The following is a 24,067-nucleotide window of genomic DNA, read 5'->3' on the forward strand; positions in this document are numbered from 1 at the left end:
CACGCAGCGCCGCCAGGCGGCTCGCCACCCACTCGACCGCCGGGCCGCCCTCGCCTTCGCGCGGCCCGCCCTCGTAGCCGGCGGGGGCGCGCCACAGGGTGGCGAAATCGCCCTGCCAGCGTTCGGCCAGTGCGCTCAGCGTCACGGTCTGCTCGGTGCCCGCTGCCCGCAGCGTCGCGGTGCGATCGGTGACGGCGGAGAGGATCGCGTAGGAGGGCTGGCCGCTCTGGGCGTCGAGCGTCACGATGCCGGGGCGTCCGAGCTGGCGGATCAACGCGAGGCTCAGGGCCTTGTTGAAGCATTGCACGCCGCTGCGGGCCAGCGCCTCGCACGGCTCGCCGACGGGCGCGGGCAACTTCCAGGCCTGCGCCAGTTCGCGCCAGGCATCGCCCTCGTCGTGCAGCAGGGTCGCGGGTGCCTGGGGCGGCGGGCTCGCCGCGGTCGCCGAGGTCGCCGCGGTCGCCGAGGTCGCCGAGGTCGCAATGCTCGCAGTGGTCGCACTGGTGGCCGTCGTTGCCGAGGTCGCCACCAACGCGGTTCGTGCTGGCGATGCCGCCACGCGCACCGGCGCCGCCGCGACCGGCGCGGGGTGCGAGGCCAGGCTCGGTGTCGCCACGTGTGCCGCCGGCTGGGCCACGCCCACAGGCGCCGTCTCGCTGACGTGCGTCACCGCCGCCAGCAGGCCCGCGCCAGCGGCCAGGCCGAGCGCGCCGGCCACCATGCTGCGGGACCACGGCCGCGCCGGCTGGCTCGCGCGCGGGAACACTTCCGCGGCGGCCTGCGTGACGATGCGCCGCGTCACCTGCCCCTGCCCTCCGGCATAGGCACCAAGCAAGGCCCGGTCGCACAGCAGGTTGATGCGGCGCGGCACGCCGCCGCTGGCGGCATGCACCTTGCGCAGGGCCGCGCGGTCGAAGGGCAACGGCCGCTCAAGGCCGCAGACTTCCAGCCGATGGCGCACGTATTGCGCGCTCTCTTGCTCGCCAAGCGCGCCGAGGTGATAGCGCGCGATCACGCGCTGCGCCAGTTGTTCCAGTTCCGGCCGGGCCAGCATCGCCCGCAGTTCCGGCTGTCCGATCAGGATGATCTGCAGCAGCTTGCGCTCGCTGGTTTCCAGGTTGGTCAGCAGCCGCAGCTGCTCCAGCACCTCGGGCGACAGGTTCTGGGCTTCGTCGATCACCAGCACGTTGTTGCGCCCGCCCGCGTGCGCCTGCAGCAGGAAGTCATTGAGCGGATCGAGATAGTCCTTGACGGTGGCCGGCCGGTGCGCGGGCAAGGCCACGGCAACGCCGAACTCGTGGCAGACGGTCTCCAGCAGTTCGATGACCGTGAGCTTGGGATTGAAGATGTAGGCGACGTTGCAATGCTCCGGCACCTGCTCGAGGAAGCAGCGGCAGACCGTGGTCTTGCCGGCGCCGATCTCGCCCGTCAGCAGCACGAAGCCGCCGCCGCCCTGCACGCCGTACAGCAGGTGCGCCAGGGCCTCGCGGTGCTGCTCGCTCATGAACAGCAGGCGAGGATCGGGGGCGATCGAGAACGGCTCCTGCTTCAGCCCGAAATACGCGGCATACATCCCGGCAAGGATAACCGGCGCAGATCACTGCGCCCAGTGGAGCGACCCGGTCAAGCCACGACGGCAAGCGTGCGGCGCACCCGGCGCACGCGGAAGGCGCTGGTGATCAGCAGCACTTGCGACGCGATCACGACCAGCCATACGCCGTGCCACTGCTGGCGATCGAGCAGCGCGCCGAAGATCAGCGGCGCGATCGCCTGGCCGACGTCGAGCCCGGAATAGACCACGCCATAGACGCGGCCGCTCGCGTTCTCGGGTGTGGAACGTTTCACGAGCATGTCGCGCGAAGGCCCCGCGATGCCCGTGGCAAAGCCCATGACCCCGAACAGCGCCGGGATCAGGACGGCCGGCAAGGCCGCGAACGACAGTGTCGCGGCAATCACGATGCCGACCCCGAAGCCGACACCCACCACGCGCTCGCACCGCGAGGGATCGGCGGCCAGAAAGCCGCCGAGCACCACGCCGCCGGCGCTGCACACCATGAAGACCGTCACGCAGATGGCGGCCAGGGCCACGGGCATGTCGTGCAGATGGCGGGCCGCCTGCGGCGCGTAGGCCTGCACTCCGGTGAGCACGCCGGCGTACACCAGGAAGAAGGCAAAGCACATCCACACCGCGGGAATGCGCAGGAAGTCGAAGCTGCCTTCCTGCGCCGTCGATCCGGTAGCCGCTGGCCGCGGCGCCGCGGGCAAGTCGAGGCTGGCGCGGTTCACCCACAGCAGCAGGAACACGGCGAGCGCGACGCCGCCGCCCGCGGCCAGCGCAATGCGCCAGTTGAAGGCCAGAGTCAGGGGCACCACCAGCAGCGGCGCCACCGCCCAGCCCAGGCTGCCCGTGACACCGTGCACGCTGTACGCGTGACCGAGCCGGCGGGGACTGATCTTGCGGTTCAACAGCGTGTAGTTGGCCGGATGGAACACGCCGTTGCCAGCGCCGCCGATAATCGCGCACAGGGCCATGACCGCGTAGCTGGGACTGGCCGCGAAACCGAAGGCACCGGCCGCGACCAGCAGCAGGCCGCCGAACAGGATGGGGCGCGGCCCGAAGCGGTCGACCAGGAATCCCGAGACGGTCTGCATCGCGCAGGAGACCACGAAGAAGATCGTCATCACGAATCCCAGCTGCGTGAAGCTGACCCCGAAGGCATCCTTCAGCCAGGGGAACAGCGGCGGCAGCAGCAACTGGCCGAAGTGGCTGACCAGGTGGGCGATGCCAACCAGGCCGATCACTTGCGCGTCCTGGCGCAGGGGGGCGGAAGCGGGGGCGGAAAGCGTGCTGGTGGCCGTCGTCATCCTTTCGATGGTAATGGTACCGCCGCGATTCCGGCCATGGGCCAGCCGCCGAGCCGCTTCCAGGCGCGGGCGGACTGAATCCGGCAAGGTCGACCGTTTTTTTCCTACATTCAACACCAGCGCGTTCTGACCGTTGAGCTTCGGCCGGTTTCCCACAATCCGCGGGCGGCCGAGGATTGGATCGGCCAGCGGAGGGATCAGCGTAATGAGCAATTCAAACGACACCCGGCCCGAGGACGGCAACCCCGATGGGCACCCGAGCGCCACGGACCAGGAAGGCGGCCATTCCGGCGAGGGCGCGGCCAGCGCCCTGGCGCAATTGAAGACGCAGACGAAGCAGCACCGCCGGCAGGCGGGTGACGGCGAGGATCCGTCTGGAGGGTCTTCGCAATGAGCGGCGGCAGCCCGAACCAGGAGCAGCGCCCGCGCGAGCACCCCCAGCCGCACGAGGACGGCAAGCGCAGCGGTGAAGGCTCCAACACCGCGCTGGAGGCGCTGATCCGCCAGCGCAAGATGGCCGAAGGCCCGGAGCCGAGCGACCCGGTTCCCCCCGGCTGAGCCGCTACCCTACACTGGGCACGTGTCCACCATCCGCAGCGCCGGCCTGCTCATGTTCCGACGCCGCGCCGGTGCGGTGGAACTGCTGCTCGCCCATCCGGGCGGGCCGTTCTGGACCCGCCGCGACGAAGCGTCCTGGACCCTGCCCAAGGGCGAGATCGGACCGGACGAGGACCCCCTGGCGGCGGCCTGCCGCGAATTCCAGGAGGAGACCGGGTTCACCGGCACGCCGCCCTTCCTGCCGCTGGGCGAACTGCGCCAGAAAAGCGGCAAGCGCATCACGGCCTGGGCCTTCGAGGGCGATGCGGATCCCGCGCGCCTGGTGAGCTACTGCTTCGAGATGGAGTGGCCGCCGCGCTCCGGCCGCATGCAATCATTTCCCGAGGTCGACCGGGTCGAGTGGTTCGACCCCGGGATGGCGCGGCGCAAATTGATCGCGGGCCAGGCGCCGTTCGTGGACGCGCTGGAGCAGTGGCTGCAGGGCGTCGGTCAGCCTGGCTGATCGGCTTTCGCGGACGAGCGCGCTGCCTGCCCGGCCTGCGGCGGCGGCGACGTTCGCTGCACGTGCCGGGTGATCCAGTCGACGATGCGCTCGGCCGCGTCCTGGCGCACCGAGGGCGCGCCCTCGCCCAGGAAGTGGTGGTCCTCGCCGGGATACAGCACCAGTTCCGCCGGCGTGCTGCGGGCGCGCATCAGGCTCACGAACAGTTCTTCCGACTGGCACTTCGGGCAGCGCTCGTCGTTTGCGCCCTGCATGAAGAGCGTGGGCGTGGTCGCCTTCTCGACGTGGGCCATCGGCGAGAGCTTCGCGGCGAGCTGCCGGTCGAAGCGATCCTTGGAACCCATGTAGTACGGGTCGGCGTAGTAGCCGCCGTCCGAGGTGCCGTAGTGGGTCTCGATGTTGCCCACGGGCGCCATCACCACGGCCGCGCGGAACTCGGCGGTGTTGCCGATGGTCCAGGCGCTGAGGTAGCCCCCATAGGACTTGCCGCAGATCGCCAGACGCGCGTCGCACACGCCCTCGTCGCGCAGCTGCTGCACGGCGGCCAGGTGCTGCGGCAGGTCGTACTCGCCCCAGTGGCCGGCCAGCCGGTCGCAGAACTCGCGGCCATAGCTCGCCGAGCCGACCGCGTTGAGTGCCAGCACCGCCCAGCCCTGGGCGCACAGCACCTGCCAGTACACGTTGGTGTCGAAGTCCAGCAGCGCGTAGGCGGCCGGGCCGCCGTGCACGTCGTTCAGCAGGGGCAGCGGACCGGTGCGGCCTTCCGCGCGCAACAGCCAGCCCTCGATGGTCTCGGTGCCGCCGCGGCCATCGGGCACCTGGAATTCCCAGGTTTCGGCCAGGATGGGCAAGCGCTCATTCCACCACGGATTGAAGTCACTCAGTTGCCGCTCGCCGCCGTCGGCCGGGCACAGGTGCACTTCGCTCGGCTGCGAAGGATGGTCGATCGTGTAGAGCATGGCCTCGCCAGCGGGAGCGAAGGCGCCGATCTGGCGATTGCCCGCCACCAGAACCTGCAGCGAGCTGTCCGCGACCGCGGTGCGCACGATCTGGTGGCGGCCCCGATGCTGGCGCGCGAACAGCAGGCTGCGCGAGTCGTCCGCCCAATGCACGGATTCCGGATCGCTCACCTGCAGGTCGGCGTCGCCCAGGCGCTGCACGCGGCCGCTCGCGAACTCCAGCAGGTACAGGTTGGTCTGCGCATCTCCCTCTTCGCGCGTGGCGCTGAAGGCCAGCCACAGTCCGTCGGGTGACCAGACGGGACTCATGACCGTCGCGAATTCCCGGGTCAGCTGCCGCGCACCGCTGCCATCGGCATCGCACACCCACAGGTCGCTGCGGTGCGCGAAGCGGCCTTCGCGGGTGCGGTTGTACGCGACGTGGCGGCCGTTGGGCGACGGGCAGAACGCCAGCACGTCGAACGGGCCGTCGGTGATTTGCGTGTGCTCGCCGCTGGCGGCATCGAGCTGGAACAAGTGGATCTCGCGCGTGAGCATGTAGCCCATGCCGTCGCTCTTGTACGGCAGCTTCCACGCCAGCTGGGGCTGCACCTTGCGCTGCTTCGGCTTGCGACCGTTCGCTCGCTCGCCACGCCAGTCCGGGTCGACCGGCACGGCCGCGGAGACGAGCAGGCTCTTGCCGTCGGCGGCCCAGCGCAAGTCCCCCGCGGCGCCCGGCAACTGGCCGAGCGGCGCGGCGTCGCCGCCGCCCTCCAGCCGCAGCAGATGCACCGCGGCCGTGCCGCCCCGGGTGGAAACGAAAGCCAGCCGGCCGCCGTCGGGCGACCAGCGCGGCGAGCTGTCCAGTCCGGGGCCGCGCGTCAGCTGGTACGGCGCGCGGCCATCCAGCGGGACGCCCCAGATGCAGGTGAGATAGCCGTCCTTCTCGCGGTCGACGGAACGGACCGTGCACGCCGCCATGTGGGGCGTGGCGTCCAGTTCCGTCACTTTCTGGTGGAGATACAGGTCCTCGATGGTGAATGGCTTTTGCGACATGCGCACCATCCTGCGGCGGCCCTGCGCTTGCCTTTGTAGGACGCCGCCAAGCCTGCGCGCGGCTCGTTGCCGCACGCGCGGGCCGCAAGCTCAGGCGGTGGCGTACGCAGCTTCCCGCGCCGCGCGCGAAGGCCCGGCGGGCACGCTGGCCTGCACCGGTTCCTCTTCATGCTCGGCATCTGCGACCTGCGAGCCTGCCGCCGCATGCAGCCAGGCGGCGCGGATGGCCTGCATGGCTTCTTCCACCGTCAGACGGGACTCGCCCTTGATGCGCACCCAGTTGGCGCAGAGCGACTTCTCGGCTTCCTCGAAGCGGTCGCCGTACTGGACGAAGCCGATGTAGCCGACGCAATAGGCGGGCGCGTAGTCCTGCTCGTAATTGCACTCGGCGCGGTAATAGGACTCGCCGGTATGCGCGCTCTGCCAGTAGGCATCCTCACGGGCGACGTCGATGCGCCCGTCGATGCGGACCTCCGGTTCGTCCGCTTGTTCCTGCCAGAAATCCTGTGCGATGGCGGTCATGACCGTCTCTCCGTGTTGGTGTTGCTGGCACGAATGATCGCGATGCAGCCAGCCCGACCGCGTAGGACGCACGAGCCGCGCCCTTGTCGGAGGCAGTACCCGCCGGGTGCAGGCGCCCTCCCGGCGCCGGGAGCGAAAACAACCATCGGCAGAGGCACCGCCGGCATGCGCATGTCCCCTGGGCGCTTGCACGATCCTCACGCCCGCCGATACTGCACGGCTCATCGGAGGTCGCATGGAAAGCAGAGACAAGGTGGTGGTGGTCACGGGCGGCGCCAGTGGCATAGGCGCCGGCATGGCCCGGCGGTTCGCCCGGGAAGGGGCACGCGGCGTCGTGATTGCCGACGTCAACCTCGAACGCGCTCAGGGCGTGGCGCAGGGCCTGGGCGCGCAGGCGATCGCGGTGCGCTGCGACGTGAGCCAGGAGGCGGAGATCCAGGCGCTGGTCGCCAAGGCACGCGAGCGCTTCGGCCGCATCGACATCTACTTCTCCAATGCCGGCATCCTGGGCCCGCTCGGTGGGCTGGAGATCGAGAACGCCCTTTGGGACAGGATGTGGCACGTCCACGGCATGGCGCACGTGTGGGCCGCGCGGGCGGTGATTCCGGAGATGGTGGAACGGGGCGAAGGCTACTTCCTGGTCACCGCTTCAGCCGCGGGCCTCCTGAACATCGTCGAGACGCCGGCCTATGGCGTGACCAAGCACGCCGCCGTCGCGATCGCCGAGTGGCTGCGCATTGCCTATGGCCGCAAAGGCGTGCGCGTGTCCTGCCTGTGCCCGCAGTCCGTGGAGACCGACATGACGCGCGACGGCAGCGGCTCCGCCGGCATCGACGGCGTCGTCACTCCCGAACAGGTGGCGGACGTCGTGATCGAGACGATGCGCGACGAACGCTTCCTGGCCCTGCCCCACCCCGGGGTGGCGAAGTACCTGCAAGCGAAGGGGCAGGACTACGACCGCTGGCTGGGCGGCATGCAGAAGCTCCATGCGCGCTACATGGAGCAGCCGCCCCCCGGCTGATCAGTGACCCAGCAGACCGGCCAGCCCGGTGATGATCAGGTACAGGGCAATGATGTAGTTGAGCAGCCTGGGCATGATCAGGATCAGGATGCCGGCGATCAGCGCGGCGACCGGGCCGAGGTGCTGGATGTATTGCATGGAGGGGCTCCTTCGTTGTGGCCGGCCGAGTATGCAAGCGCGGCGGTTTTTCGGGGGGCCCAGGGCCTGTTCACAGGCCCTAATCCAGCAGCCGGTGCTTGAGCGCGTAATACGTGAGTTCGCTGTTCGACCGCGCATCGAGCTTGCGCATCAGCCGCGCGCGGTACGTGCTGACCGTCTTGGCGCTGAGCGACAGCTCCGCCGCCACCACGCCCGCGGTGCAGCCCTGCGCCAGTTTCAGGAAGACCTGCAACTCGCGCGCGGACAACTGTTCGTGGGCGCCACCCGGGCTGGGCGTGACGACCTGCGCCGCAAGCAGCTCCGCGACCGCGGGCGTGATGTAGCGCGCACCCTGCGCCACGCGGCGGATCGCGCTCGTGATCTCGCCAGGCTCGCACGCCTTGTTGAGATAGCCGCTCGCGCCGTTGCGGATCAGCGGCACGGCGTACTGGTGCTCGGGGTAGCCGGAGAGCACCAGCACCGCGACGTTCTCGGCCTTGGCCTTGATCATCGTCAACGCGTCGATGCCGCTCTGGCCGGGCATGTCCAGGTCCAGCAGCAGGACGTCGACCGCTTGCGTGCGGACCAGGTCGATGGCCTCGCGCCCCGACGCAGCCTCGGCCACGACCCGGATGCCCTCCTGTTCATCGAGGTAGGCCCGCAGTGCGGCCCGCGTGATGGGGTGGTCGTCGGCAATGCCCACGCGCACGACGGCAACCATCATCTTGCCCGTGGGTACGGCAACCAACTGGTTGGGGTCCGCTAGGCGTTGCAGTTTGAGGTGGCGGGCATTGGCCGGCATGAACGGCGACCTCCAATGACCCATTAAGTACCGCCGGGCGTACTCGCGTTGTAGGCGTGCTCCGACATATGGATAAGGGATTTGCGCATGTGCAAGCCCGATCTCACCACCGGCTGGTGGATGACAGGTCCGAAAAAAAGCCGGAGCGATGCTCCGGCTTTGTTGCGAAGAAAGACGCCTCAGGCCGCCTGCGCCTCGCCACGCGCCGCGCGGCTGCCGCCGAAGTGGAACACCCCCGGCTCCCGCACCGGGTCGACCTCCACCGGGATCGTGCTCTTGGGCGGGAAACGGCCCTCGAGGATCAGCCTGGACAGCGGATTCTCGATGCGCTGCTGGATCGCGCGCTTGAGCGGCCGGGCCCCGAACACCGGGTCGAAGCCCACCTTGGCCAGTTCCTCCAGCGCCGCCGGCGATACCTGCAGATGCAGGTCCATCTTGGCCAGGCGCTGCTCCAGCACGCGCAGCTGGATCTTCGCGATGCGCGCGATGTCCTCGGCGCCCAGGCCATGGAACACCACCGTCTCGTCGATGCGGTTCAGGAACTCGGGGCGGAAGTGGTTCTTCAGATCGTCCCACACCGCGTCCTTCACGTCCTCGTAAGGCCTGCCCACCATCGCCTGGATCATGTGCGAGCCGATGTTGGAGGTCATCACGATCACCGTGTTCTTGAAGTCCACGGTGCGGCCGTGGCCGTCGGTGAGGCGGCCATCATCGAGCACCTGCAGCAGCACGTTGAACACGTCGTGGTGCGCCTTCTCGATCTCGTCGAGCAGGATCACGCTGTAGGGCTTGCGGCGCACCGCCTCGGTCAGGTAGCCGCCCTCCTCGTAGCCCACATAGCCGGGCGGCGCGCCGATCAGGCGGGCCACCGAGTGCTTCTCCATGAATTCGCTCATGTCGACGCGAATGAGGTGCTCCTCGGTGTCGAACAGGAAGTTCGCCAGCGCCTTGCACAGCTCGGTCTTGCCGACACCGGTCGGGCCCAGGAACAGGAAGGACCCCGTCGGCCGGTTCGGATCGGACAGCCCCGAGCGCGAACGCCGGATGGCATTGGACACGGCGCTGATCGCCTCGTCCTGGCCGACCACGCGCTCGTGCAGCTTGTCTTCCATCAGCAGCAGCTTCTCGCGCTCGCCCTGCATCAGCCGGGAGACCGGAATGCCGGTTGCGCGCGCAACCACTTCGGCGATCTCCTCGGCCCCGACCTGCGTGCGCAGCAGCTGCGGCTTGCCGCTCTTGCCCTTCTCGGTCTCGGCGGTCTGTGCTTCCTTCAGCTGCTTTTCCAGCGCGGGCAGCGTGCCGTATTGCAGCTCGGCGACCTTGTTGAAGTCGCCCTTGCGCTTGAATTCCTCGATCTGGAAGCGGACCTTCTCCATCTCCTCGCGGATGTGCGCGCTGCCCTGGGCGGCGGCCTTCTCGGACTTCCAGATCTCCTCGAGATCGGAGATCTCCTTGCGCAGGCGCCCGATCTCGTCCTCGATCAGGCCCAGGCGCTTTTGCGAGGCCTCGTCCTTTTCCTTCTTCATCGCCTCGCGCTCGATCTGCAGCTGGATCATGCGGCGATCGAGCCGGTCGATCGCTTCCGGCTTGGAGTCGATCTCGATCCTCATCTTGGAGGCGGCCTCGTCGATCAGGTCGATCGCCTTGTCCGGCAGGAAGCGGTCGGTGATGTAGCGGTGCGAGAGTTCGGCCGCGGCGACGATGGCCGGGTCGGTGATGTCGACGCCGTGGTGCGCCTCGTACTTCTCCTGCAGGCCGCGCAGGATGGCGATGGTCGCCTCCACGCTCGGCTCGCCCACCAGGATCTTCTGGAAGCGGCGCTCCAGCGCGGCATCCTTCTCGATGTACTTGCGGTATTCGTCCAGCGTGGTCGCGCCGACGCAGTGCAGCTCGCCGCGCGCGAGCGCCGGCTTGAGCATGTTGCCGGCATCCATCGCGCCCTCCGCCTTGCCGGCGCCGACCATCGTGTGCAGTTCGTCGATGAAGACGATGGTGGAGCCCTCGTCCTGGGCCAGTTCCTTCAACACGTTCTTCAGGCGTTCCTCGAACTCGCCGCGGTACTTGGCGCCGGCGAGCAGGGCCGCCATGTCCAGCGAGAGCACGCGCTTGTTCTTCAGCGTCTCGGGCACTTCGCCGGCGACGATGCGCTGGGCTAGGCCTTCGACGATCGCGGTCTTGCCCACGCCGGGCTCGCCAATGAGCACGGGGTTGTTCTTGGTGCGGCGCTGCAGGACCTGGATCGCGCGGCGGATTTCCTCGTCGCGGCCGATCACGGGATCGAGCTTGCCCATGCGGGCGCGCTCGGTGAGGTCCATCGTGTACTTCTTCAGCGCTTCGCGCTGGCCTTCGGATTCCGCGGAATTCACGTTCTGTCCTCCCCGCACGGCATCGACCGCACTCTCGAGCGATTTGCGCGACAGCCCGTTCTCGCGGGCGATGCGGCCGATGTCCTGCTTCGTGTCCGCCAGCGCGAACAGGAAATTCTCGCTGGCGATGAACTGGTCGTTGCGCTTGAGCGCTTCCTTCTCGGCCTGCTGCAACAGAGCCGCGAGATCGCGGCCGACCTGGATCTGCTCCTGGCCCTGCACCTGCGGCAGCCTGTGCATCGCGCCTTCGGCCCCCGCCAGCAGGCCTTGCACGTTGACGCCGGCGCGCTGCAGCAGCGCCCGCGGGCCGTCCTCCTGCCGCAGCATCGCCACCAGCAGGTGGGCCGGCTCGATGTAGGCGTGGTCGTTGGCCAGAGCAAGGCTCTGCGCATCGGCCAGTGCTTCCTGGAACTTGGTGGTGAGTTTGTCGAGTCGCATGAAATACTCCGTTACGGCCCAGATAAGCGTAGAGCGGTACTTTTCAAGCCCCGCACTGTAGGCCGCCCTTCGCCGCAAGGGGCGTGACTAGAATCAAAAGACCATGCAGATCCACCAGATGTCGGTCACCTACCTGCCCGAGCAGGACCGCATCCTCATGCGCGTCAACACGACCGAAGGCGAAGAGATGCGCATGTGGCTCACGCGCCGGTTGATGGTGGGCCTGTGGCCGCTGCTGTCGAAGCTGCTGACCGAGCACCTGCTCAAGCTCGAATCCGCCGGTGCTTCACTTGCGGGCGCCAACCCCGAACTCAAGAAGATGCTGGCGGAGTTCCGCAAGGAGGAGTTCCTGCAGCACGCCGACTTCGACACGCCGTACGAGGAGGGCGAACAGCCGCAGGTCGAAGAGCCCCTGCTGGTGACCGACGTCGATGCGACACCGATGGCCAGCGGCCCGCTGCGCCTGAATTTCAACGAGCGGCCACCCAACGGCTCTGCCAAGCCGCGCAGCTACCAGATGGAGATGCAGCCGAAGTTGATGCAGGGCCTGATGCACCTGCTGGACCAGGCCATGCTGCAGTCGCAGTGGCGCGAGCCCTTCGTGCCGGTGAGCGGCCCCGAGTCGGCCGCGGAGGAAGGCGACCCGGGCCGTCCCCGTTACCTGAACTGAGTCACTGCCCGACCACCGCAGCGCGCATCACTCGGCCTTGATATGGGCGGCGCGGATCAGCGCGGCCCAGCGATCGGCGTCCCGTGTGACCAGCCGGCGGAATTCGTCGGGTGAGCTCGAGGCCGGGTCCATGCCCTGCGACTCGAAGGCGGTGCGCACCTCGGGTGCGGCGAGGATGTCCTTCAGCTCGCGATTGAGCTTGACCACCTGGTCGGGCGGCGTGCCGGGCGGCGCGAAGATGCCGTACCACATGTCGACGTTGACGTCGCCAGCGTTCGCCTCCTTGAGTGTCGGCAGATCGGGCAGCAGGGGATGGCGCTTGTTGCTGCCGATGGCCAGCGCCACCAGCCGGCCGGCCTTGATCTGCGGCAAGGCGACGTGGATCGGCAGGAACATCGCATCCACCTGCCCGCCCAGCAAGTCGGTCAGCGCCTGCGCGGTGCCGCGATAGGGAATGTGCGTGAGGTACACGCCCGCCGTCTGCTTGAACAGCTCCATCGACATGTGGTGCGGCGTGCCGATGCCGGGGCTGGCGTAATTGAGTTTGCCGGGCCGGGCCCGTGCCGCGGCCACGAGGTCCTGTGCCGTCTTGAATCCGGTCGAGGGCGGCGTGACCAGGATCAACTGGCCCCAGCTGGTGAGCGACACGGGCACCAGGTCCTTGACCGGGTCGAAGGGCAGTTGCGGATAGAGGCCGCGATTCATCACCAGGGTGTTGACGCTGACCAGCAGGGTGTTGCCATCGGCGGGCGAGTGCACCACGAACTCGGTGCCGATGTTGCCCGATGCGCCTGCCTTGTTCTCGACCACCACGGGCCGATTCAGCCGCTGCCCCAGGCGCGGACCGACCGTGCGCGCGATCATGTCGATGCCGGTGCCCGGCGTGAACGGGACCACCAGCTTGAGAGGAATGCCGGTCGACAGGCCCTGGGCGGCCACCTGCAGCGCAAGAAATGCCAGCGCGGCGAGCGCCACGCGCAGCAGGAACTTCATGGGTCAACCGCCTTTCCCGTTGGCATGCTAACGATTATTCGCGGCCGGTCGCGAGGCACAATCCGCGCATACCCGGAACCTGGAAGCAGCTTGGCCGCCTCGCCCAAGAACGCCCTGAGCCTCTCGCGCCTCTATGCGCGCCCGGGCTTCCTGCTGCGCCGCGCCCACCAGATCTCGGCGGCCGTGTTCGAGGATGCCTGCCGCGACGTGGGGCTGACGCCGGCGCAGTTCGGCGTGCTGACCGTGCTGCAGGCGCACCCTGGCATGGGCCAGTCCGATCTGGCTCGCGCGCTGGGCTTCGACAAGGTGACGGTGCTGCGCGTGCTGCGAGGATTGCAGGCGCGCGGGCTGCTGGAGCGCGGGCCGGCGCACACGAGCCGGCGCAATGTCTCGGTGAGCCTCACGGCGCAGGGCGAGGCGCTGCTGCGGCAGGCGCGCAAGCCCGCCGAGAAGGCGTATCGACGACTGATGGCGCCGCTGGACCGGCAGCAGCAGGAGCAGCTGATCGCGCTGCTGCAGCTCCTGACCGGTGAACTGGAAGACGAGGCCCGTGCCGCCTTCGTGCCGCCGCGCTCGCCAGCGGCGCGTCAGGCGGCCTGAGCCGTACCGCTTATGCTCGACGCATGGCCATGCTCCGCTTCCAATCCCTGCGCCGCCTGCTCCTGGCAGGCCTGTTCACCTTTGCCGCCGGCCTCGCGCAAGCGCAGTCCGCGCAGCCGATCCGCATCCTGGTCGGCTTCCCGCCCGGTGGCGGCACGGACGCCATCGCCCGCATCCTGGCCGACAAGCTGAAGGACGAACTCGGCGCGCCCGTCATCGTCGACAACCGCGCCGGCGCCGGCGGCCAGATCGCGGCCCAGGCGCTGAAGGCGGCGGCGCCCGATGGCCACACCTTCTTCCTGAGCCACGACCACACGATCTCCATCCTGCCGCTGGTGACGAAGAACCCGGGCTTCGATCCGGCAGTGGACTTCATTCCGGTCGCCGGCTTCGCGACTTTCGCCAATGCGCTGGCGCTGTCCGGCGGCACGCCGGGCAAGTCGCTGCCCGATTACGTGGCCTGGGTGCGCCAGCAAGGCGGCAAGGACACCATCGGCGTTCCCGCGCCGGCCTCGATCCCCGAGTTCCTGGTCGGGATGCTGGCCAGCAAGTACAAGCTGGACCTGCAGGCGGCGGCGTACCGTGGCAGCGCGCCCATGATGGGCGACATGCTGGGCAACCAGATCAAGGCGGGCGTCGCCTCGATTCCCGACTTCATCGAGAACCACAAGGCCGGCAAGCTGCGCATCGTGGCGGTGATCGGCGACAAGCGCCAGGCGATCCTGCCCGATGTGCCTACCTTCGCGGAGCTGGGCGTTCCTGGCCTCGAGGAATTACCTTACTACGGCATCTTTGCGCCGGCCGGCACGCCGCACGCCGTGCTGGACCGCTTCAACCAGGCGATGCTCAAGGTGATCGCGATGCCGGATGTGCGCGAGAAACTGGTCGGCATGGGCCTGGCGGTGGACTACCAGCCGCAGTCGCTGTTCGCGAACCGCGTGAAGGGCTATACGCAGAGCTGGGAACGCATCATCAAGGCGAGCGGCTTCCAGGCGAAGTAGTTTCCCTCGCCCGCAAGGGGAGGGAGCAAGAGGCGTCAGCCGTTGCTGCTTTCGATGCCCCAGCGCTTCAGCGCCGCATCGTCCGCCACCCGCGCATCCACCCAGCGCTCGCCCTCCGGCGTGCTTTCCTTCTTCCAGAACGGCGCCTGCGTCTTCAGGTAGTCCATCAGGAATTCGCAGGCCTGGAAGCTTTCGCCGCGGTGCGACGACGTGACCGCCACCAGCACGATCTGGTCCTGCAGTTGCAGCGGACCGACCCGGTGGATCACGCGCACGCCGCGGAGGTCGAAGCGGCGCAGGGCTTCGTCGATCATCTGCTCGATCGCCTTCTCGGTCATCCCGGGGTAGTGCTCCAGCTCCATCGCGCTGACCGCGCTGCCGTCATTGCGGTCGCGCACCGTGCCGATGAAGCTGCAGACCGCACCGACGCCCGCATCGCCACCGCGAAGCGCAGCGATCTCCGCGGCGACGTCGAAGTCTTCGGTCTGGATGGAGACGCGCGCGCCCATGCCCGCCTCAGCCGCCTGTGACCGGCGGAAAGAACGCGACCTCGCAGCCCTCGCGCAGCACTGCCGGCTCGTCGCTCATGACCTGGTCCAGCGCCATGCGCACCGCCTTGCCGCGGGCCAGCGCCGAGGCATAGGGCTCGCCTCGCGCGATCAGTTCATCGCGTAACGCGCCCAGTGTTTCGCTGCGCGTCTGCAGCGCCTCGCTGCCCTGCCCCACCGCCTCGCGCACCGACGCGAAGTACTTCACGCGCAGGTTCACGGAAGCACCCTCCGGCCTCGCCTCCAGGTGTTCGCCCTCGGGGCGGCCCAGCGGGCTCACTGGACTACCCTCCGCACTACGCGCTGCGGGACTATTCGCCTTGGGGCGGCCCGGCGGGCTCACTGGACTACCCTCCGCACTACGCGCTGCGGGACTATTCGCCTTGGGGCGGCCCGGCGGCTCATGCGAGCAGCTCCGCCAGCGGCAGGAAGCGCATCGCCTGCCCGTGCGCAATGGTGGCACCCGCCGGCACATCGACCAGGCCGTCGGCCCAGACGGTGGACGTCAGCACGCCGGAGCTCTGGTTGGCAAACAGCTCCACGCCGCCCGCCGCATTGCGGCGGGCGCGCAGGAATTCGCGGCGCTTGTCCGGTCGCGGCCAGTCGAAGTGCGCCGGCAGCTGCAGGGCCACGGGCCACAGTTGCGTCGCTCCCTGCAGCTTCAGCAGGAAGGGCCGCACCAGCAGCAGGAAGGTCACGAAGCTGGAGACCGGATTGCCCGGCAGGCCGATGAAATGAGCTTGCCCCACCGTGCCGTAGGCGAAGGGCTTGCCCGGCTTCATCGCGATCTGCCACAGGGCGAGCGAACCGAGTTGCTCCACCGCCGGCTTGATGTGGTCCTCCTCGCCGACGGACACGCCGCCGCTGGTGAGGATCAGGTCGTTGTCGGCGGCCGCAGCGCGCAGCGCCTGCACGGTGGCGTCGCGGCGGTCCGGCACGATCCCGAAGTCGCGCACCTCGCAGCCCAGGCGCAGCAGCAGGCTGCGCAGGAAAAAGCGGTTGGAGTTGTAGATGGCGCCCGGCGGCATTGCCTCGGGCGCGACCTGGCCCGGCATCACGAGCTCATCGCCGGTGGAGAACAGCGCCACTCGCGGGCGCCGTGCCACCTGCAGCCGGTCGCGGCCGATGCTGGCGGCGAGTCCCTGCGCTGGCGGGCCCAGCCGCTCGCCGCGCGCCAGCACCGTGCTGCCGCGCGTGATGTCTTCGCCGCTGCGGCGGATCCACTGGCCCTCGGACGGCATGCGCAGGATGCGCACGCGGCCATCCGCGAGCGACTCCGTGTCTTCCTGCATCACGATCGCGTCCGCGCCGGCCGGCACCGGCGCCCCGGTGAAGATGCGCGCGGCGGTACCGGGCTGCAGCGGCTGTGGCGCCGTCCCGGCGGGCACGCGCTGGCTCACGGGCAGCGGCACGCCTTCATCGGCGATCTCGCCGCGGCGCACGGCATAGCCGTCCATGGAGCTGTTGTCCTGCGGCGGTACCTGCAGGGCCGAGACCAGGTCTTCGGCCAGCACCCGCCCGTCGGCATCGAAGGTAGCGACGGACTCGGCGCCGGCCAGCGGCCGTGCCTGTTCGAGCAGGGCCGCAAGGGCATCGTCCAGCGGGCGCAGCGGGGGGCGGGTTGCGTTCACGCGTGTCTCTCCGGGTCGTACTCGAAGCGGTCTCCATTCTCGACCAGCCATTGCGCGAGCGCATCGGGGTCATTGAGGTCCAGCACCGGCCTCAGGGTCGGCTCGGGCAGGCTCTGCGGCGCATCGGTGGCAATGGCCACGATGAAGTCGTCGTGCGGATAGCGCGCCGGCTTGCCGGACTCGGGCCGCCACACCTCCACCTTGAGCACGTCGCTCTCCTTGAAGCCCTCCACCAGCACCCAGTCGACGCCCTCGTACAGCTCGGCCAGCAGCTGGTGCACGGTGAGCTTCACGGGCTGCTCGAACTCGCGCATCAGCGCCAGGCGGCGGTCGGACGCGACCACCACCTCGAAGGCGCCGGCGGCGCGATGGCGGTACGTGTCCTTGCCGGGATGATCGATGTCGAAGTCGTGGTGCGCATGCTTGGCCACCGACACGCGCAGCCCGCGCATGTGCAGGGCCGGAATCAGCCGCTCGACCAGGTGCGTCTTGCCCGCACCGGAATAGCCGGAAAAGCCCACGACTTTCATGCGCAGTGCGTCGCGATGAACTGCTTGACAGCGGCAGCATCGGCGGGCAGCACGGTCACCCGCTTGGGCAGGGCCTCGATGCCGGCAAACTTCGCCGGCCGCTCGGGCTCGCGGCCCAGGGCCTCGACGATGGTGGCCGCGAACTTGATCGGCAAGGCCGTCTCCAGCACGATCATGGGCACGCGCGGATCCAGGTGTTCGCGCGCGACCTTCAGGCCGTCGGCGGTGTGCGTGTCGATCATGGTGCCGAAGCGCTCATAGGTATCGCGGATGGTCGCGAGGCGATCGGCATGCGTGCTGCGCCCGGAGACGAAGCCGTAGTGCTCGCGTGCCTGCAGCACCTCGGCCCCGAGCGTGAACTGGCCCTTGGCGGCAAGCTCCTCGGCAAACAGGTAGCGCAGCTTGGCGCCGTCGCGCGCCAGCAGGTCGAACACGAAGCGCTCGAAGTTGCTGGCCTTGGAGATGTCCATCGAGGGGCTGGAAGTCTCGTGCGTTTCCTTGCTCCCGCGCACGCGATAGACGCCGGTGCGGAAGAACTCGTCGAGCACGTCGTTCTCGTTGGTCGCGAGCACCAGCCGGTCGATCGGCAGTCCCATCATGCGCGCCACGTGACCGGCGCAGATGTTCCCGAAGTTGCCCGATGGCACGGCAAAACTGACCTTGGGCATGGCTCCCTCCCCCTCCGGGGGGGGGTTGGGGTGGGGGCGCTCCGTCGCCTGGAAATACCCCGCGAAGTAATACACCACCTGCGCGACCAGCCGCGCCCAGTTGATCGAATTGACCGTCCCGATGCGGTACTTGCGCTTGAAGTCCAGGTCGTTCGACACCGCCTTGACGATGTCCTGGCAGTCGTCGAACACGCCCTCGATCGCGAGGTTGTGGATGTTGGCGTCCTGCAGGCTGAACATCTGCGCCTGCTGGAACGGGCTCATGCGCCCGCGCGGCGACGTCATGAAGACGCGCACGCCCTGCTTGCCCCGCATCGCATATTCGGCGGCGCTGCCCGTGTCGCCCGAGGTGGCGCCGAGGATGTTCAGCTCCTCGCCGCGGCGGGCCAGCTCGTACTCGAACAGGTGGCCCAGCAGCTGCATCGCCATGTCCTTGAAGGCAAGCGTCGGGCCGTTGGACAGCGCCTCGAGATAGACGCCGTCTTCCAGCTTCTTGAGCGGCACGATTTCCTTCGTGCCGTACACCTGCTCGGTGTAGGTCTTGCGGGCGAGCGCGCGCAGATCGTCGGCCGGAATATCGTCGATGTAGAGCGAGAGGATCTCGAAGGCAAGGTCCGCATACGAGAGCGTGCGCCACTTCGCCAGCGTGGCGGCATTGACCTGGGGATAGCTCTCCGGCAGGTACAGCCCGCCATCGGGGGCCAGGCCTTCCAGCAGGATCTCGCAGAAGTGCTTGCGGTCGGGGTGGCCGCGGGTGGAGACGTACAGGATCGGACCGGTCACGCGAGTTCTTCCTTGCGGATGCGCGTGATCGGCGCCAGCACGGTGGCCAGGCCCTGCATCTGCGCGATCACCTCGTTCATCGTGCCTTCGCGCACGCTGTGCGTCAGCAGGATCAGGTCGGTCTGGGTCGAGCCCTGGCCGCCGATGGCCGAGGCTTCGCGCTGCAGCATCGCGTCGATGCTGATGCCCGCGTGCGCCAGCAGGCTCGCCACCTTGGCCAGCACGCCTGCCTGGTCGGCGACGCGCAGGCGCAGGTAGTAGCTGGTGACGACCTCGCTCATGGGCAGGATGGTCTCGTCGCTGATCTGGTCGGCCTGGAAGGCCAGGTGCGGCACGCGATGCGCGGCGTCCACGGTGTGCAGGCGCGTGACATCGACCAAGTCGGCGATCACCGCACTGGCGGTCGGCTCGCTGCCCGCGCCCTTGCCGTAGTACAGCGTGGTGCCGACGGCGTCGCCCTGCACCACCACCGCGTTCATCGCGCCTTCGACGTTGGCGATCAGGCGCTTGCACGGAACCAGCGTCGGGTGCACGCGCAGCTCGATGCCCTTGTCGGTGCGGCGCGTGATCCCCAGCAGCTTGATGCGGTAGCCCAGTTGTTCGGCGTACTCGATGTCCACCTTCGACAGCTTGGTGATGCCCTCGACATAGGCCTTGTCGAACTGCACCGGCACCCCGAAGGCGATGGCGCTCATGATCGTGGCCTTGTGCGCCGCGTCCACGCCCTCGATGTCGAAGGTGGGGTCAGCCTCGGCATAGCCCAGGCGCTGCGCCTCCTTGAGCACCACGTCGAAGTCGAGCCCCTTCTCGCGCATCTCCGACAGGATGAAATTGGTGGTGCCGTTGATGATCCCGGCGATCCACTCGATGCGGTTGGCGGTGAGGCCTTCGCGCAGCGACTTGATGATCGGGATGCCGCCCGCCACCGCGGCCTCGAAGGCAACGATCACGCCCTTGGCGTGCGCGGCCGCGAAGATCTCGGTGCCGTGCACGGCCAGCAGCGCCTTGTTGGCGGTGACCACGTGCTTGCCGTGCGCGATGGCCTCCATCATCAGCGTCCGCGCGATCCCGTAGCCGCCGATCAGCTCGATCACGATGTCGATGTCCGGGTTGGCGATGATCTCGCGCGCATCCTTGACCACGCGGGCGTTCGCGCCCACCACCGCCTCGGCGCGGGCGGTGTCGAGATCCGCCACCATGGTGATCTCGATGCCGCGGCCGGCGCGGCGCTTGATCTCGGCCTGGTTGCGCTTCAAGACATTGAAGACGCCGCTGCCCACGGTGCCTATGCCCAGCAGGCCGACTTGAATCGGTTTCACTTTCTCTTTTCCTCGGTTGTCCTGCGGTCCGCGGGCGGCCGCACATCGGTAACGAGCGTGGGCAGGTCCCACGGCCCGCCGGCCGTCACGCCTCGGCACAGGCCGGTGGTGCCGGACGCGGTGTGCACGAAGCGCGCGCCGTCCCACACCCATTGCTCCATGGAGAAGCAGTCGGCCGGCCCGCGGCCTTTCTGCATCGCGATGATGCGGCTGGTCTCCGGCTCGAAGTCGGTGCCATCGGTGGTGACCAGCACCGGCTGGTACGGCGGCTTGTCGTTCACCACCCAGTAGCCGTAGCCCGCGTTGTACGCGGCCAGCCAGCAACGCATGGAAAACAGCAGCTTGCCGCCGTCCAGTCGCCAGATTTTCGCCGGTTCCGCCGGCTCGCTGTAGTCCGGGCAGATCTTGGGAGAGGGACGCAGCCGCGGCAGGATGGTGGCCACCAGCCGCGCGTCCCTGGCGTGTGCCGGCGGCAGGGCCACCGCCTGCACCGCGGGCTTGGGCAAGGGCGGCAGCACGGCGTCTTCGCGCCGCGTTCCCTTGCGCACCACCGCGCCGGGCGTCCCCAGCCGGCCTTGCGCCTCGTCCATCTTCAGCAGGGCGGCGGCCGCGCCGGCGCCCGAGAGATGCCAGCGTTGCCCGCCGCCGGCCACGGCAATGTCCGCCGTGTGCACCAGCGCGTCCAGCACGGCGGCAACCTGGGGGGGTGACAACACGGCCGCCTCTTCGGCGCCGGTGACCGCCAGCGGGCCCAAGGCCTTGCCGCCGATCTGCAGCGTGAGCGGCGGCAGTTTCGCCGATGACGCATCGAGCGGCCCCAGCATGACCTGGCCGGTGACGGCGTGCCCGCGCCCGGCCTCGCGCGTCAGCAGCACGGACACGGCCGGCTCCACGCCCTCGGCCTGGTAGCCGGCGGCGCGGCAGGTGCGGGTGTTGTCGCACACCAGCTGCCAGTCGTCCTGCTCGAAGAACAGGCCCTGCGCCAGGCAAGGGCCGCCCAGGGCGGACAGGGCGAGCACCAGCCCGAAGGCGAACCTGTGCATGGCGGGACGCGTCAGCGGCTGTGCCGCCTGCGCCAGCCTTCGAGAAAGCGGCCGATGCGCTGGATCGCCTCGCGCAGGTCATCCTCGTGCGGCAGGAAGACGATGCGGAAGTGGTCCGGCTGCGGCCAGTTGAAGCCGGTGCCCTGCACCAGCATCACGCGCGTTTCCTGCAGCAGTTCCAGCAGGAACTGGCGGTCGTCGACGATCGGATAGAGCTTGGGGTCGAGCCGCGGGAACATGTAGAGCGCCGCCTGCGGCTTGACGCAGCTCACGCCCGGCAGCGCGGTGATCAGCTCGTACGCCAGATCACGCTGGCGGCGCAGGCGGCCGCCGGGCGCGATCAGCTCGTTGATGCTCTGGTAGCCGCCCAGCGCCGTCTGGATCGCCCACTGCCCCGGCACGTTGGCGCACAGCCGCATGTTCGAGAGCATGGTCAGGCCCTCGATGTAGTCGGCGCCCGCCTTGCGATCGCCCGAGACCACCATCCAGCCCGCGCGATAGCCGCAGGAGCGGTAGCTCTTGGACAGCGAGTTGAAGGTCAGCGTCAGCACGTCTTCCGACAGGCTGGCGATCGCCGTGTGCCGCACCTCGTCGTACAGGACCTTGTCGTAGACCTCGTCGGCCAGGATCACCAGGCCGTGCTGGCGGGCAATGGCCACGATTTCGCGCAGCAGCTGCTCCGAGTACAGCGCCCCGGTCGGATTGTTCGGGTTGATCACGACGATGCCCTTGGTGGCGGGCGTGATCTTGCGGCGGATGTCGTCGAGGTCCGGCATCCAGCCATTGGCCTCCTCGCACATGTAGTGCACGGGCGTGCCGCCCGAGAGCGCCGTGCAGGCGGTCCACAGCGGGTAGTCCGGCGAGGGCAGCAGCAGCTCGTCGCCTTCGTTGAGCAGTGCGTTGGTGGCCATGGCGATCAGTTCGCTGGCGCCGTTGCCCAGGTACACGTCGTCGAGCGTCACGCCCTTGATGCCCTGCTGCTGGGTGTAGTGCATCACGGCCTTGCGGGCGCCGAAGATGCCCTTGCTGTCCGAGTAGCCCGCCGAATTGGGCAGGTTGCGGATCATGTCCTGCTGGATCTCTTCGGGCGCATCGAAGCCGAACACGGCGAGGTTGCCGATGTTCAGCTTGATCACCTTGTGGCCCTCTTCCTCCATCTGCCGGGCGGCGTCCATGATGGGACCCCGGATGTCGTACAGGACGTTGGCGAGCTTGGTGGATTTCTGGACGGTCTTCAAAGGCCCTCCCGGGGCGGTGGCTCGAGGCGAAACCTATAATTTGACCATAACTCCGGCACACTCCAGCCGGCCGCCGCGAACCTTTCCATTCCTCGCCCCTTGAAACTGCAGCCCGATCAATCCGACGCCCCCACCATCACCGGCTACGGCCCCGGTTGGGTCGGCGTGGGGCCCGAAAAGATCACGCACAACGTCGTGATCGGCTCGCACGGCGAGCGCTTCGAGTGGGCGGGCAGCTTCGAGGCGCTGGCGCCCGAGCACTTTGCGCAGCTGGCGCAATTGCAGGTCGAAGTGGTGATCTTCGGCAGCGGCGCCCGCATCCGCTTCCCCCAGCCGGCGTGGCTCGCCCCCCTGGCGCAGCGGCGCATCGGCATCGAGACCATGGACACGCCGGCGGCCTGCCGCACCTACAACATCCTGGCGCAGGAAGGGCGCCAAGTCGCAGTGGCCCTCCTGCTCGATACGGTGAGCTGATTGGGCAGGTGGCAATTAGCCTTTTCGCTGTAAAATCTCCTGTTGCGGCCGGGCCTGCGCGACGCCTGTCCCGCCAACGCGAGCAAAGACTGTCACACAGAACCACACCAGCACCAGGACTCTATGGCGATCGTTGTCAACAAACCCCTTCCCGAATTCGAGGCGAACGCCACCGGCGGCATCAAGGTCACCAACGCATCCCACGTGGGCCAGATCGTCGTTCTGTACTTCTATCCGAAGGACAACACACCGGGCTGCACCACCGAGGCCATGCAGTTCCGCGACAAGTACAAGGATTTCGTGAAGGCCGGCGCCGTTGTGTTCGGCGTGTCGCGCGACAACATGAAGTCGCACGACGAATTCAAGTCCAAGCTGGAACTGCCCTTCGAGCTGATCGCGGACACCGAGGAAAAGATGTGCCACATGTTCGGCGTGGTCAAGAACAAGATCATGTACGGCAAGAAAGTGAAGGGCATCGAGCGCACCACCTTCCTCATCGGGCCGGACCGCAAGCTCCTCCACATATTTGAGAAGGTGAAGCCGGAGGGGCACGCCGAAGAGGTTCTGGCCTTAGCCAAGTCGCCTGCAGTCAGGGCCTAGGCATAGCGGGACGGCAACCAGTCGACGCTCGCCGGCAGCGCGGCAGCTTATCATCGCCGCAGGCCCTTCACGCCGCAGGCCCTTCATTTGACCCGTCGCTCCCCTCCTTCCACCATGCCGCCCGGCAGTCTCATGCAGCGAAGCTTCTTCGAGCGCGCGCCCGATCTGGTGGCGCGCGATGTGCTCGGCAAGCTGCTGGTGCGGCGCGCCTCCGGCACTCTGCTGGTGGGACGCATCGTTGAGGTCGAAGCCTACTTCGGCCAGGACGACCCCGCCGCCCATGCCGCTGCGGGCCGCACCGCCCGCAACGCCGTGCTCTTCGGGCCAGCCGGCCACGCCTACGTCTACTTCGTCTACGGCATGTATAGCTGCCTGAATATCTCCTGCGAGCCGGAGGGGCATGCGGGGAGCCTGCTGGTGCGCGCGCTGGAACCCCTGGCTGGCCTGCCGCAGATGGCCCACGCGCGTGGTCTTGCCTCCACGGCGGTTCCACGCCTGCTCACGTCCGGTCCCGGACGTCTCTGCCAGGCCTTCGGACTGACACGCGCCAGCCACAATGGCATCGATCTGCTCGATGACGACTCCGACCTGCAGCTTCGCGACGATGGCTACGTCGTCCCCAGCCTCGTGGCCACGCCACGGATCGGGATCAGCAAAGCGACCGAGCGTCCGCTCCGCTATCTCATCGATGGCAACCCGTGCGTCTCGGGACCGAAGCGCCTCGCCTTGAAGTCCAATTCGTAGCCGTCAGAAGAGCATATTG

Annotated in this window: 26 protein-coding genes; 10 read left to right on the plus strand and 16 right to left on the minus strand. The window is 68.4% G+C overall.

Annotated elements, in window-relative coordinates; all coding sequences use genetic code 11:
• Together JWP60_RS19205 and JWP60_RS19210 are read right to left on the minus strand one after the other, a co-directional pair.
• A partial coding sequence (locus JWP60_RS19205; RefSeq protein ID WP_299794973.1) for an AAA family ATPase occupies positions 1–1,573 on the minus strand: 1,573 nt, incomplete at its 3' end.
• Positions 1,574–1,623: 50 nt separating this feature from the next.
• On the minus strand, positions 1,624–2,865 hold the full coding sequence (locus JWP60_RS19210; RefSeq protein WP_299794974.1) for an MFS transporter: 1,242 nt from the start codon (positions 2,863–2,865) through the stop codon (positions 1,624–1,626).
• Between the two features lie 205 nt (positions 2,866–3,070).
• On the opposite strand from JWP60_RS19210, the gene JWP60_RS19215 reads away from it, so the two are divergent.
• From JWP60_RS19215 to JWP60_RS19225, 3 genes are read left to right on the plus strand one after another with little or no spacing between them, the layout of a single operon-like run.
• Complete coding sequence (locus JWP60_RS19215; RefSeq protein WP_299794975.1) at positions 3,071–3,259, plus strand: hypothetical protein; 189 nt, start codon at positions 3,071–3,073, stop codon at positions 3,257–3,259.
• Positions 3,256–3,423 (plus strand): hypothetical protein, encoded by a 168-nt coding sequence (locus JWP60_RS19220; RefSeq protein WP_299794976.1) that lies wholly within the window; start codon positions 3,256–3,258, stop codon positions 3,421–3,423. The genes JWP60_RS19215 and JWP60_RS19220 overlap by 4 nt, the downstream gene beginning before the upstream one ends.
• Before the next feature lie 22 nt (positions 3,424–3,445).
• Complete coding sequence (locus tag JWP60_RS19225; RefSeq protein WP_299794978.1) at positions 3,446–3,925, plus strand: NUDIX domain-containing protein; 480 nt, start codon at positions 3,446–3,448, stop codon at positions 3,923–3,925.
• Here the strand turns inward: JWP60_RS19225 and JWP60_RS19230 are convergent.
• Together JWP60_RS19230 and JWP60_RS19235 are read right to left on the minus strand one after the other, a co-directional pair.
• Positions 3,913–5,919, minus strand: a complete 2,007-nt coding sequence (locus JWP60_RS19230) for a S9 family peptidase (RefSeq protein ID WP_299794980.1) — start codon at positions 5,917–5,919, stop codon at positions 3,913–3,915. The genes JWP60_RS19225 and JWP60_RS19230 overlap by 13 nt on opposite strands.
• A 90-nt stretch (positions 5,920–6,009) precedes the next feature.
• Complete coding sequence (locus tag JWP60_RS19235) at positions 6,010–6,441, minus strand: hypothetical protein (protein WP_299794982.1); 432 nt, start codon at positions 6,439–6,441, stop codon at positions 6,010–6,012.
• A gap of 235 nt (positions 6,442–6,676) precedes the next feature.
• Between JWP60_RS19235 and JWP60_RS19240 the strand changes: the two genes are divergently transcribed.
• A complete protein-coding gene (locus JWP60_RS19240) occupies positions 6,677–7,462 on the plus strand; it encodes an SDR family oxidoreductase (protein ID WP_299794984.1) in 786 nt (261 codons plus the stop codon).
• Here JWP60_RS19240 and JWP60_RS19245 read toward each other — a convergent pair whose 3' ends face one another.
• From JWP60_RS19245 to clpB, 3 genes are all read right to left on the minus strand, one after another.
• Positions 7,463–7,600 carry a DUF3096 domain-containing protein gene (locus JWP60_RS19245; RefSeq protein ID WP_299794986.1) on the minus strand — a complete coding sequence of 46 codons (138 nt, stop codon included), beginning with the start codon at positions 7,598–7,600 and terminating at the stop codon, positions 7,463–7,465. It lies immediately after the preceding gene.
• A 79-nt stretch (positions 7,601–7,679) separates the two neighbouring features.
• Complete coding sequence (locus tag JWP60_RS19250) at positions 7,680–8,321, minus strand: response regulator transcription factor (protein WP_299795012.1); 642 nt, start codon at positions 8,319–8,321, stop codon at positions 7,680–7,682.
• Between the two features lie 260 nt (positions 8,322–8,581).
• Positions 8,582–11,206: an ATP-dependent chaperone ClpB gene (clpB, locus tag JWP60_RS19255; protein ID WP_299794988.1), complete on the minus strand. Its 2,625-nt coding sequence runs from the start codon at positions 11,204–11,206 to the stop codon at positions 8,582–8,584.
• A gap of 103 nt (positions 11,207–11,309) precedes the next feature.
• Between clpB and JWP60_RS19260 the strand changes: the two genes are divergently transcribed.
• Entirely contained in the window at positions 11,310–11,876 is a 567-nt protein-coding gene (locus JWP60_RS19260; RefSeq protein ID WP_299794990.1) for a hypothetical protein, read from the plus strand.
• 27 nt (positions 11,877–11,903) lie between these two features.
• Here JWP60_RS19260 and JWP60_RS19265 read toward each other — a convergent pair whose 3' ends face one another.
• Complete coding sequence (locus JWP60_RS19265; protein WP_299794992.1) at positions 11,904–12,869, minus strand: tripartite tricarboxylate transporter substrate binding protein; 966 nt, start codon at positions 12,867–12,869, stop codon at positions 11,904–11,906.
• A gap of 90 nt (positions 12,870–12,959) precedes the next feature.
• On the opposite strand from JWP60_RS19265, the gene JWP60_RS19270 reads away from it, so the two are divergent.
• Together JWP60_RS19270 and JWP60_RS19275 are read left to right on the plus strand one after the other, a co-directional pair.
• Positions 12,960–13,469, plus strand: coding sequence for a MarR family transcriptional regulator (locus JWP60_RS19270; RefSeq protein ID WP_299794994.1), 510 nt, complete (start codon positions 12,960–12,962; stop codon positions 13,467–13,469).
• A 29-nt stretch (positions 13,470–13,498) separates the two neighbouring features.
• Entirely contained in the window at positions 13,499–14,470 is a 972-nt protein-coding gene (locus JWP60_RS19275) for a Bug family tripartite tricarboxylate transporter substrate binding protein (protein ID WP_299795014.1), read from the plus strand.
• Between the two features lie 35 nt (positions 14,471–14,505).
• Here JWP60_RS19275 and moaE read toward each other — a convergent pair whose 3' ends face one another.
• The 8 genes from moaE to JWP60_RS19315 form a co-directional block, all read right to left on the minus strand.
• Entirely contained in the window at positions 14,506–14,979 is a 474-nt protein-coding gene (gene moaE, locus JWP60_RS19280) for a molybdopterin synthase catalytic subunit MoaE (protein ID WP_299794996.1), read from the minus strand.
• Between the two features lie 7 nt (positions 14,980–14,986).
• Positions 14,987–15,238, minus strand: a complete 252-nt coding sequence (gene moaD / locus JWP60_RS19285; protein ID WP_299795016.1) for a molybdopterin converting factor subunit 1 — start codon at positions 15,236–15,238, stop codon at positions 14,987–14,989.
• Between the two features lie 181 nt (positions 15,239–15,419).
• Positions 15,420–16,649, minus strand: coding sequence for a gephyrin-like molybdotransferase Glp (glp, locus tag JWP60_RS19290; protein WP_299794998.1), 1,230 nt, complete (start codon positions 16,647–16,649; stop codon positions 15,420–15,422).
• Positions 16,646–17,179, minus strand: coding sequence for a molybdopterin-guanine dinucleotide biosynthesis protein B (gene mobB / locus JWP60_RS19295; protein WP_299795000.1), 534 nt, complete (start codon positions 17,177–17,179; stop codon positions 16,646–16,648). Before mobB ends, glp begins: the two co-directional genes overlap by 4 nt.
• Complete coding sequence (gene thrC, locus JWP60_RS19300) at positions 17,176–18,618, minus strand: threonine synthase (protein ID WP_299795018.1); 1,443 nt, start codon at positions 18,616–18,618, stop codon at positions 17,176–17,178. Before thrC ends, mobB begins: the two co-directional genes overlap by 4 nt.
• Before the next feature lie 8 nt (positions 18,619–18,626).
• A complete protein-coding gene (locus JWP60_RS19305; protein WP_299795002.1) occupies positions 18,627–19,949 on the minus strand; it encodes a homoserine dehydrogenase in 1,323 nt (440 codons plus the stop codon).
• Complete coding sequence (locus JWP60_RS19310; RefSeq protein ID WP_299795004.1) at positions 19,946–20,992, minus strand: DUF1176 domain-containing protein; 1,047 nt, start codon at positions 20,990–20,992, stop codon at positions 19,946–19,948. Before JWP60_RS19310 ends, JWP60_RS19305 begins: the two co-directional genes overlap by 4 nt.
• Positions 20,993–21,003: 11 nt before the next feature.
• The gene (locus tag JWP60_RS19315) at positions 21,004–22,230 is read right to left on the minus strand and encodes a pyridoxal phosphate-dependent aminotransferase (protein ID WP_299795006.1); all 1,227 of its coding nucleotides are present in this window, start codon (positions 22,228–22,230) and stop codon (positions 21,004–21,006) included.
• 99 nt (positions 22,231–22,329) lie between these two features.
• Here JWP60_RS19315 and JWP60_RS19320 point away from each other — a divergent pair, with 99 nt between their 5' ends.
• The 3 genes from JWP60_RS19320 (at position 22,330) to JWP60_RS19330 (ending at position 24,048) form a co-directional block, all read left to right on the plus strand.
• Positions 22,330–22,704 (plus strand): Mth938-like domain-containing protein, encoded by a 375-nt coding sequence (locus tag JWP60_RS19320; RefSeq protein WP_299795008.1) that lies wholly within the window; start codon positions 22,330–22,332, stop codon positions 22,702–22,704.
• 123 nt (positions 22,705–22,827) lie between these two features.
• Positions 22,828–23,304 (plus strand): peroxiredoxin, encoded by a 477-nt coding sequence (locus tag JWP60_RS19325; protein ID WP_299795020.1) that lies wholly within the window; start codon positions 22,828–22,830, stop codon positions 23,302–23,304.
• Between the two features lie 132 nt (positions 23,305–23,436).
• Positions 23,437–24,048 (plus strand): DNA-3-methyladenine glycosylase, encoded by a 612-nt coding sequence (locus JWP60_RS19330; protein ID WP_299795010.1) that lies wholly within the window; start codon positions 23,437–23,439, stop codon positions 24,046–24,048.
• The last annotated feature ends 19 nt before the right edge of the window (positions 24,049–24,067 follow it).

Origin of the sequence: Ramlibacter sp. (assembly GCF_028291745.1) — a bacterium.
In the GTDB taxonomy this organism is placed as follows: domain Bacteria; phylum Pseudomonadota; class Gammaproteobacteria; order Burkholderiales; family Burkholderiaceae_C; genus Ramlibacter.

What these genes read in the sequence shown, in the direction of transcription:
- JWP60_RS19230 (WP_299794980.1), bottom strand. Translation starts at nt 5,919, where the DNA reads ATGTCGCAAAAGCCATTCACCATCGAGGACCTGTATCTCCACCAGAAA.
- JWP60_RS19265 (WP_299794992.1), bottom strand. Translation starts at nt 12,869, where the DNA reads ATGAAGTTCCTGCTGCGCGTGGCGCTCGCCGCGCTGGCATTTCTTGCG.
- JWP60_RS19250 (WP_299795012.1), bottom strand. Translation starts at nt 8,321, where the DNA reads ATGGTTGCCGTCGTGCGCGTGGGCATTGCCGACGACCACCCCATCACG.
- JWP60_RS19220 (WP_299794976.1), top strand. Translation starts at nt 3,256, where the DNA reads ATGAGCGGCGGCAGCCCGAACCAGGAGCAGCGCCCGCGCGAGCACCCC.
- JWP60_RS19275 (WP_299795014.1), top strand. Translation starts at nt 13,499, where the DNA reads ATGCTCCGCTTCCAATCCCTGCGCCGCCTGCTCCTGGCAGGCCTGTTC.
- JWP60_RS19210 (WP_299794974.1), bottom strand. Translation starts at nt 2,865, where the DNA reads ATGACGACGGCCACCAGCACGCTTTCCGCCCCCGCTTCCGCCCCCCTG.
- JWP60_RS19310 (WP_299795004.1), bottom strand. Translation starts at nt 20,992, where the DNA reads ATGCACAGGTTCGCCTTCGGGCTGGTGCTCGCCCTGTCCGCCCTGGGC.
- moaE (WP_299794996.1), bottom strand. Translation starts at nt 14,979, where the DNA reads ATGGGCGCGCGCGTCTCCATCCAGACCGAAGACTTCGACGTCGCCGCG.
- JWP60_RS19330 (WP_299795010.1), top strand. Translation starts at nt 23,437, where the DNA reads ATGCAGCGAAGCTTCTTCGAGCGCGCGCCCGATCTGGTGGCGCGCGAT.
- JWP60_RS19325 (WP_299795020.1), top strand. Translation starts at nt 22,828, where the DNA reads ATGGCGATCGTTGTCAACAAACCCCTTCCCGAATTCGAGGCGAACGCC.
- JWP60_RS19215 (WP_299794975.1), top strand. Translation starts at nt 3,071, where the DNA reads ATGAGCAATTCAAACGACACCCGGCCCGAGGACGGCAACCCCGATGGG.
- clpB (WP_299794988.1), bottom strand. Translation starts at nt 11,206, where the DNA reads ATGCGACTCGACAAACTCACCACCAAGTTCCAGGAAGCACTGGCCGAT.
- JWP60_RS19245 (WP_299794986.1), bottom strand. Translation starts at nt 7,600, where the DNA reads ATGCAATACATCCAGCACCTCGGCCCGGTCGCCGCGCTGATCGCCGGC.
- mobB (WP_299795000.1), bottom strand. Translation starts at nt 17,179, where the DNA reads ATGAAAGTCGTGGGCTTTTCCGGCTATTCCGGTGCGGGCAAGACGCAC.
- JWP60_RS19240 (WP_299794984.1), top strand. Translation starts at nt 6,677, where the DNA reads ATGGAAAGCAGAGACAAGGTGGTGGTGGTCACGGGCGGCGCCAGTGGC.
- JWP60_RS19260 (WP_299794990.1), top strand. Translation starts at nt 11,310, where the DNA reads ATGCAGATCCACCAGATGTCGGTCACCTACCTGCCCGAGCAGGACCGC.
- JWP60_RS19235 (WP_299794982.1), bottom strand. Translation starts at nt 6,441, where the DNA reads ATGACCGCCATCGCACAGGATTTCTGGCAGGAACAAGCGGACGAACCG.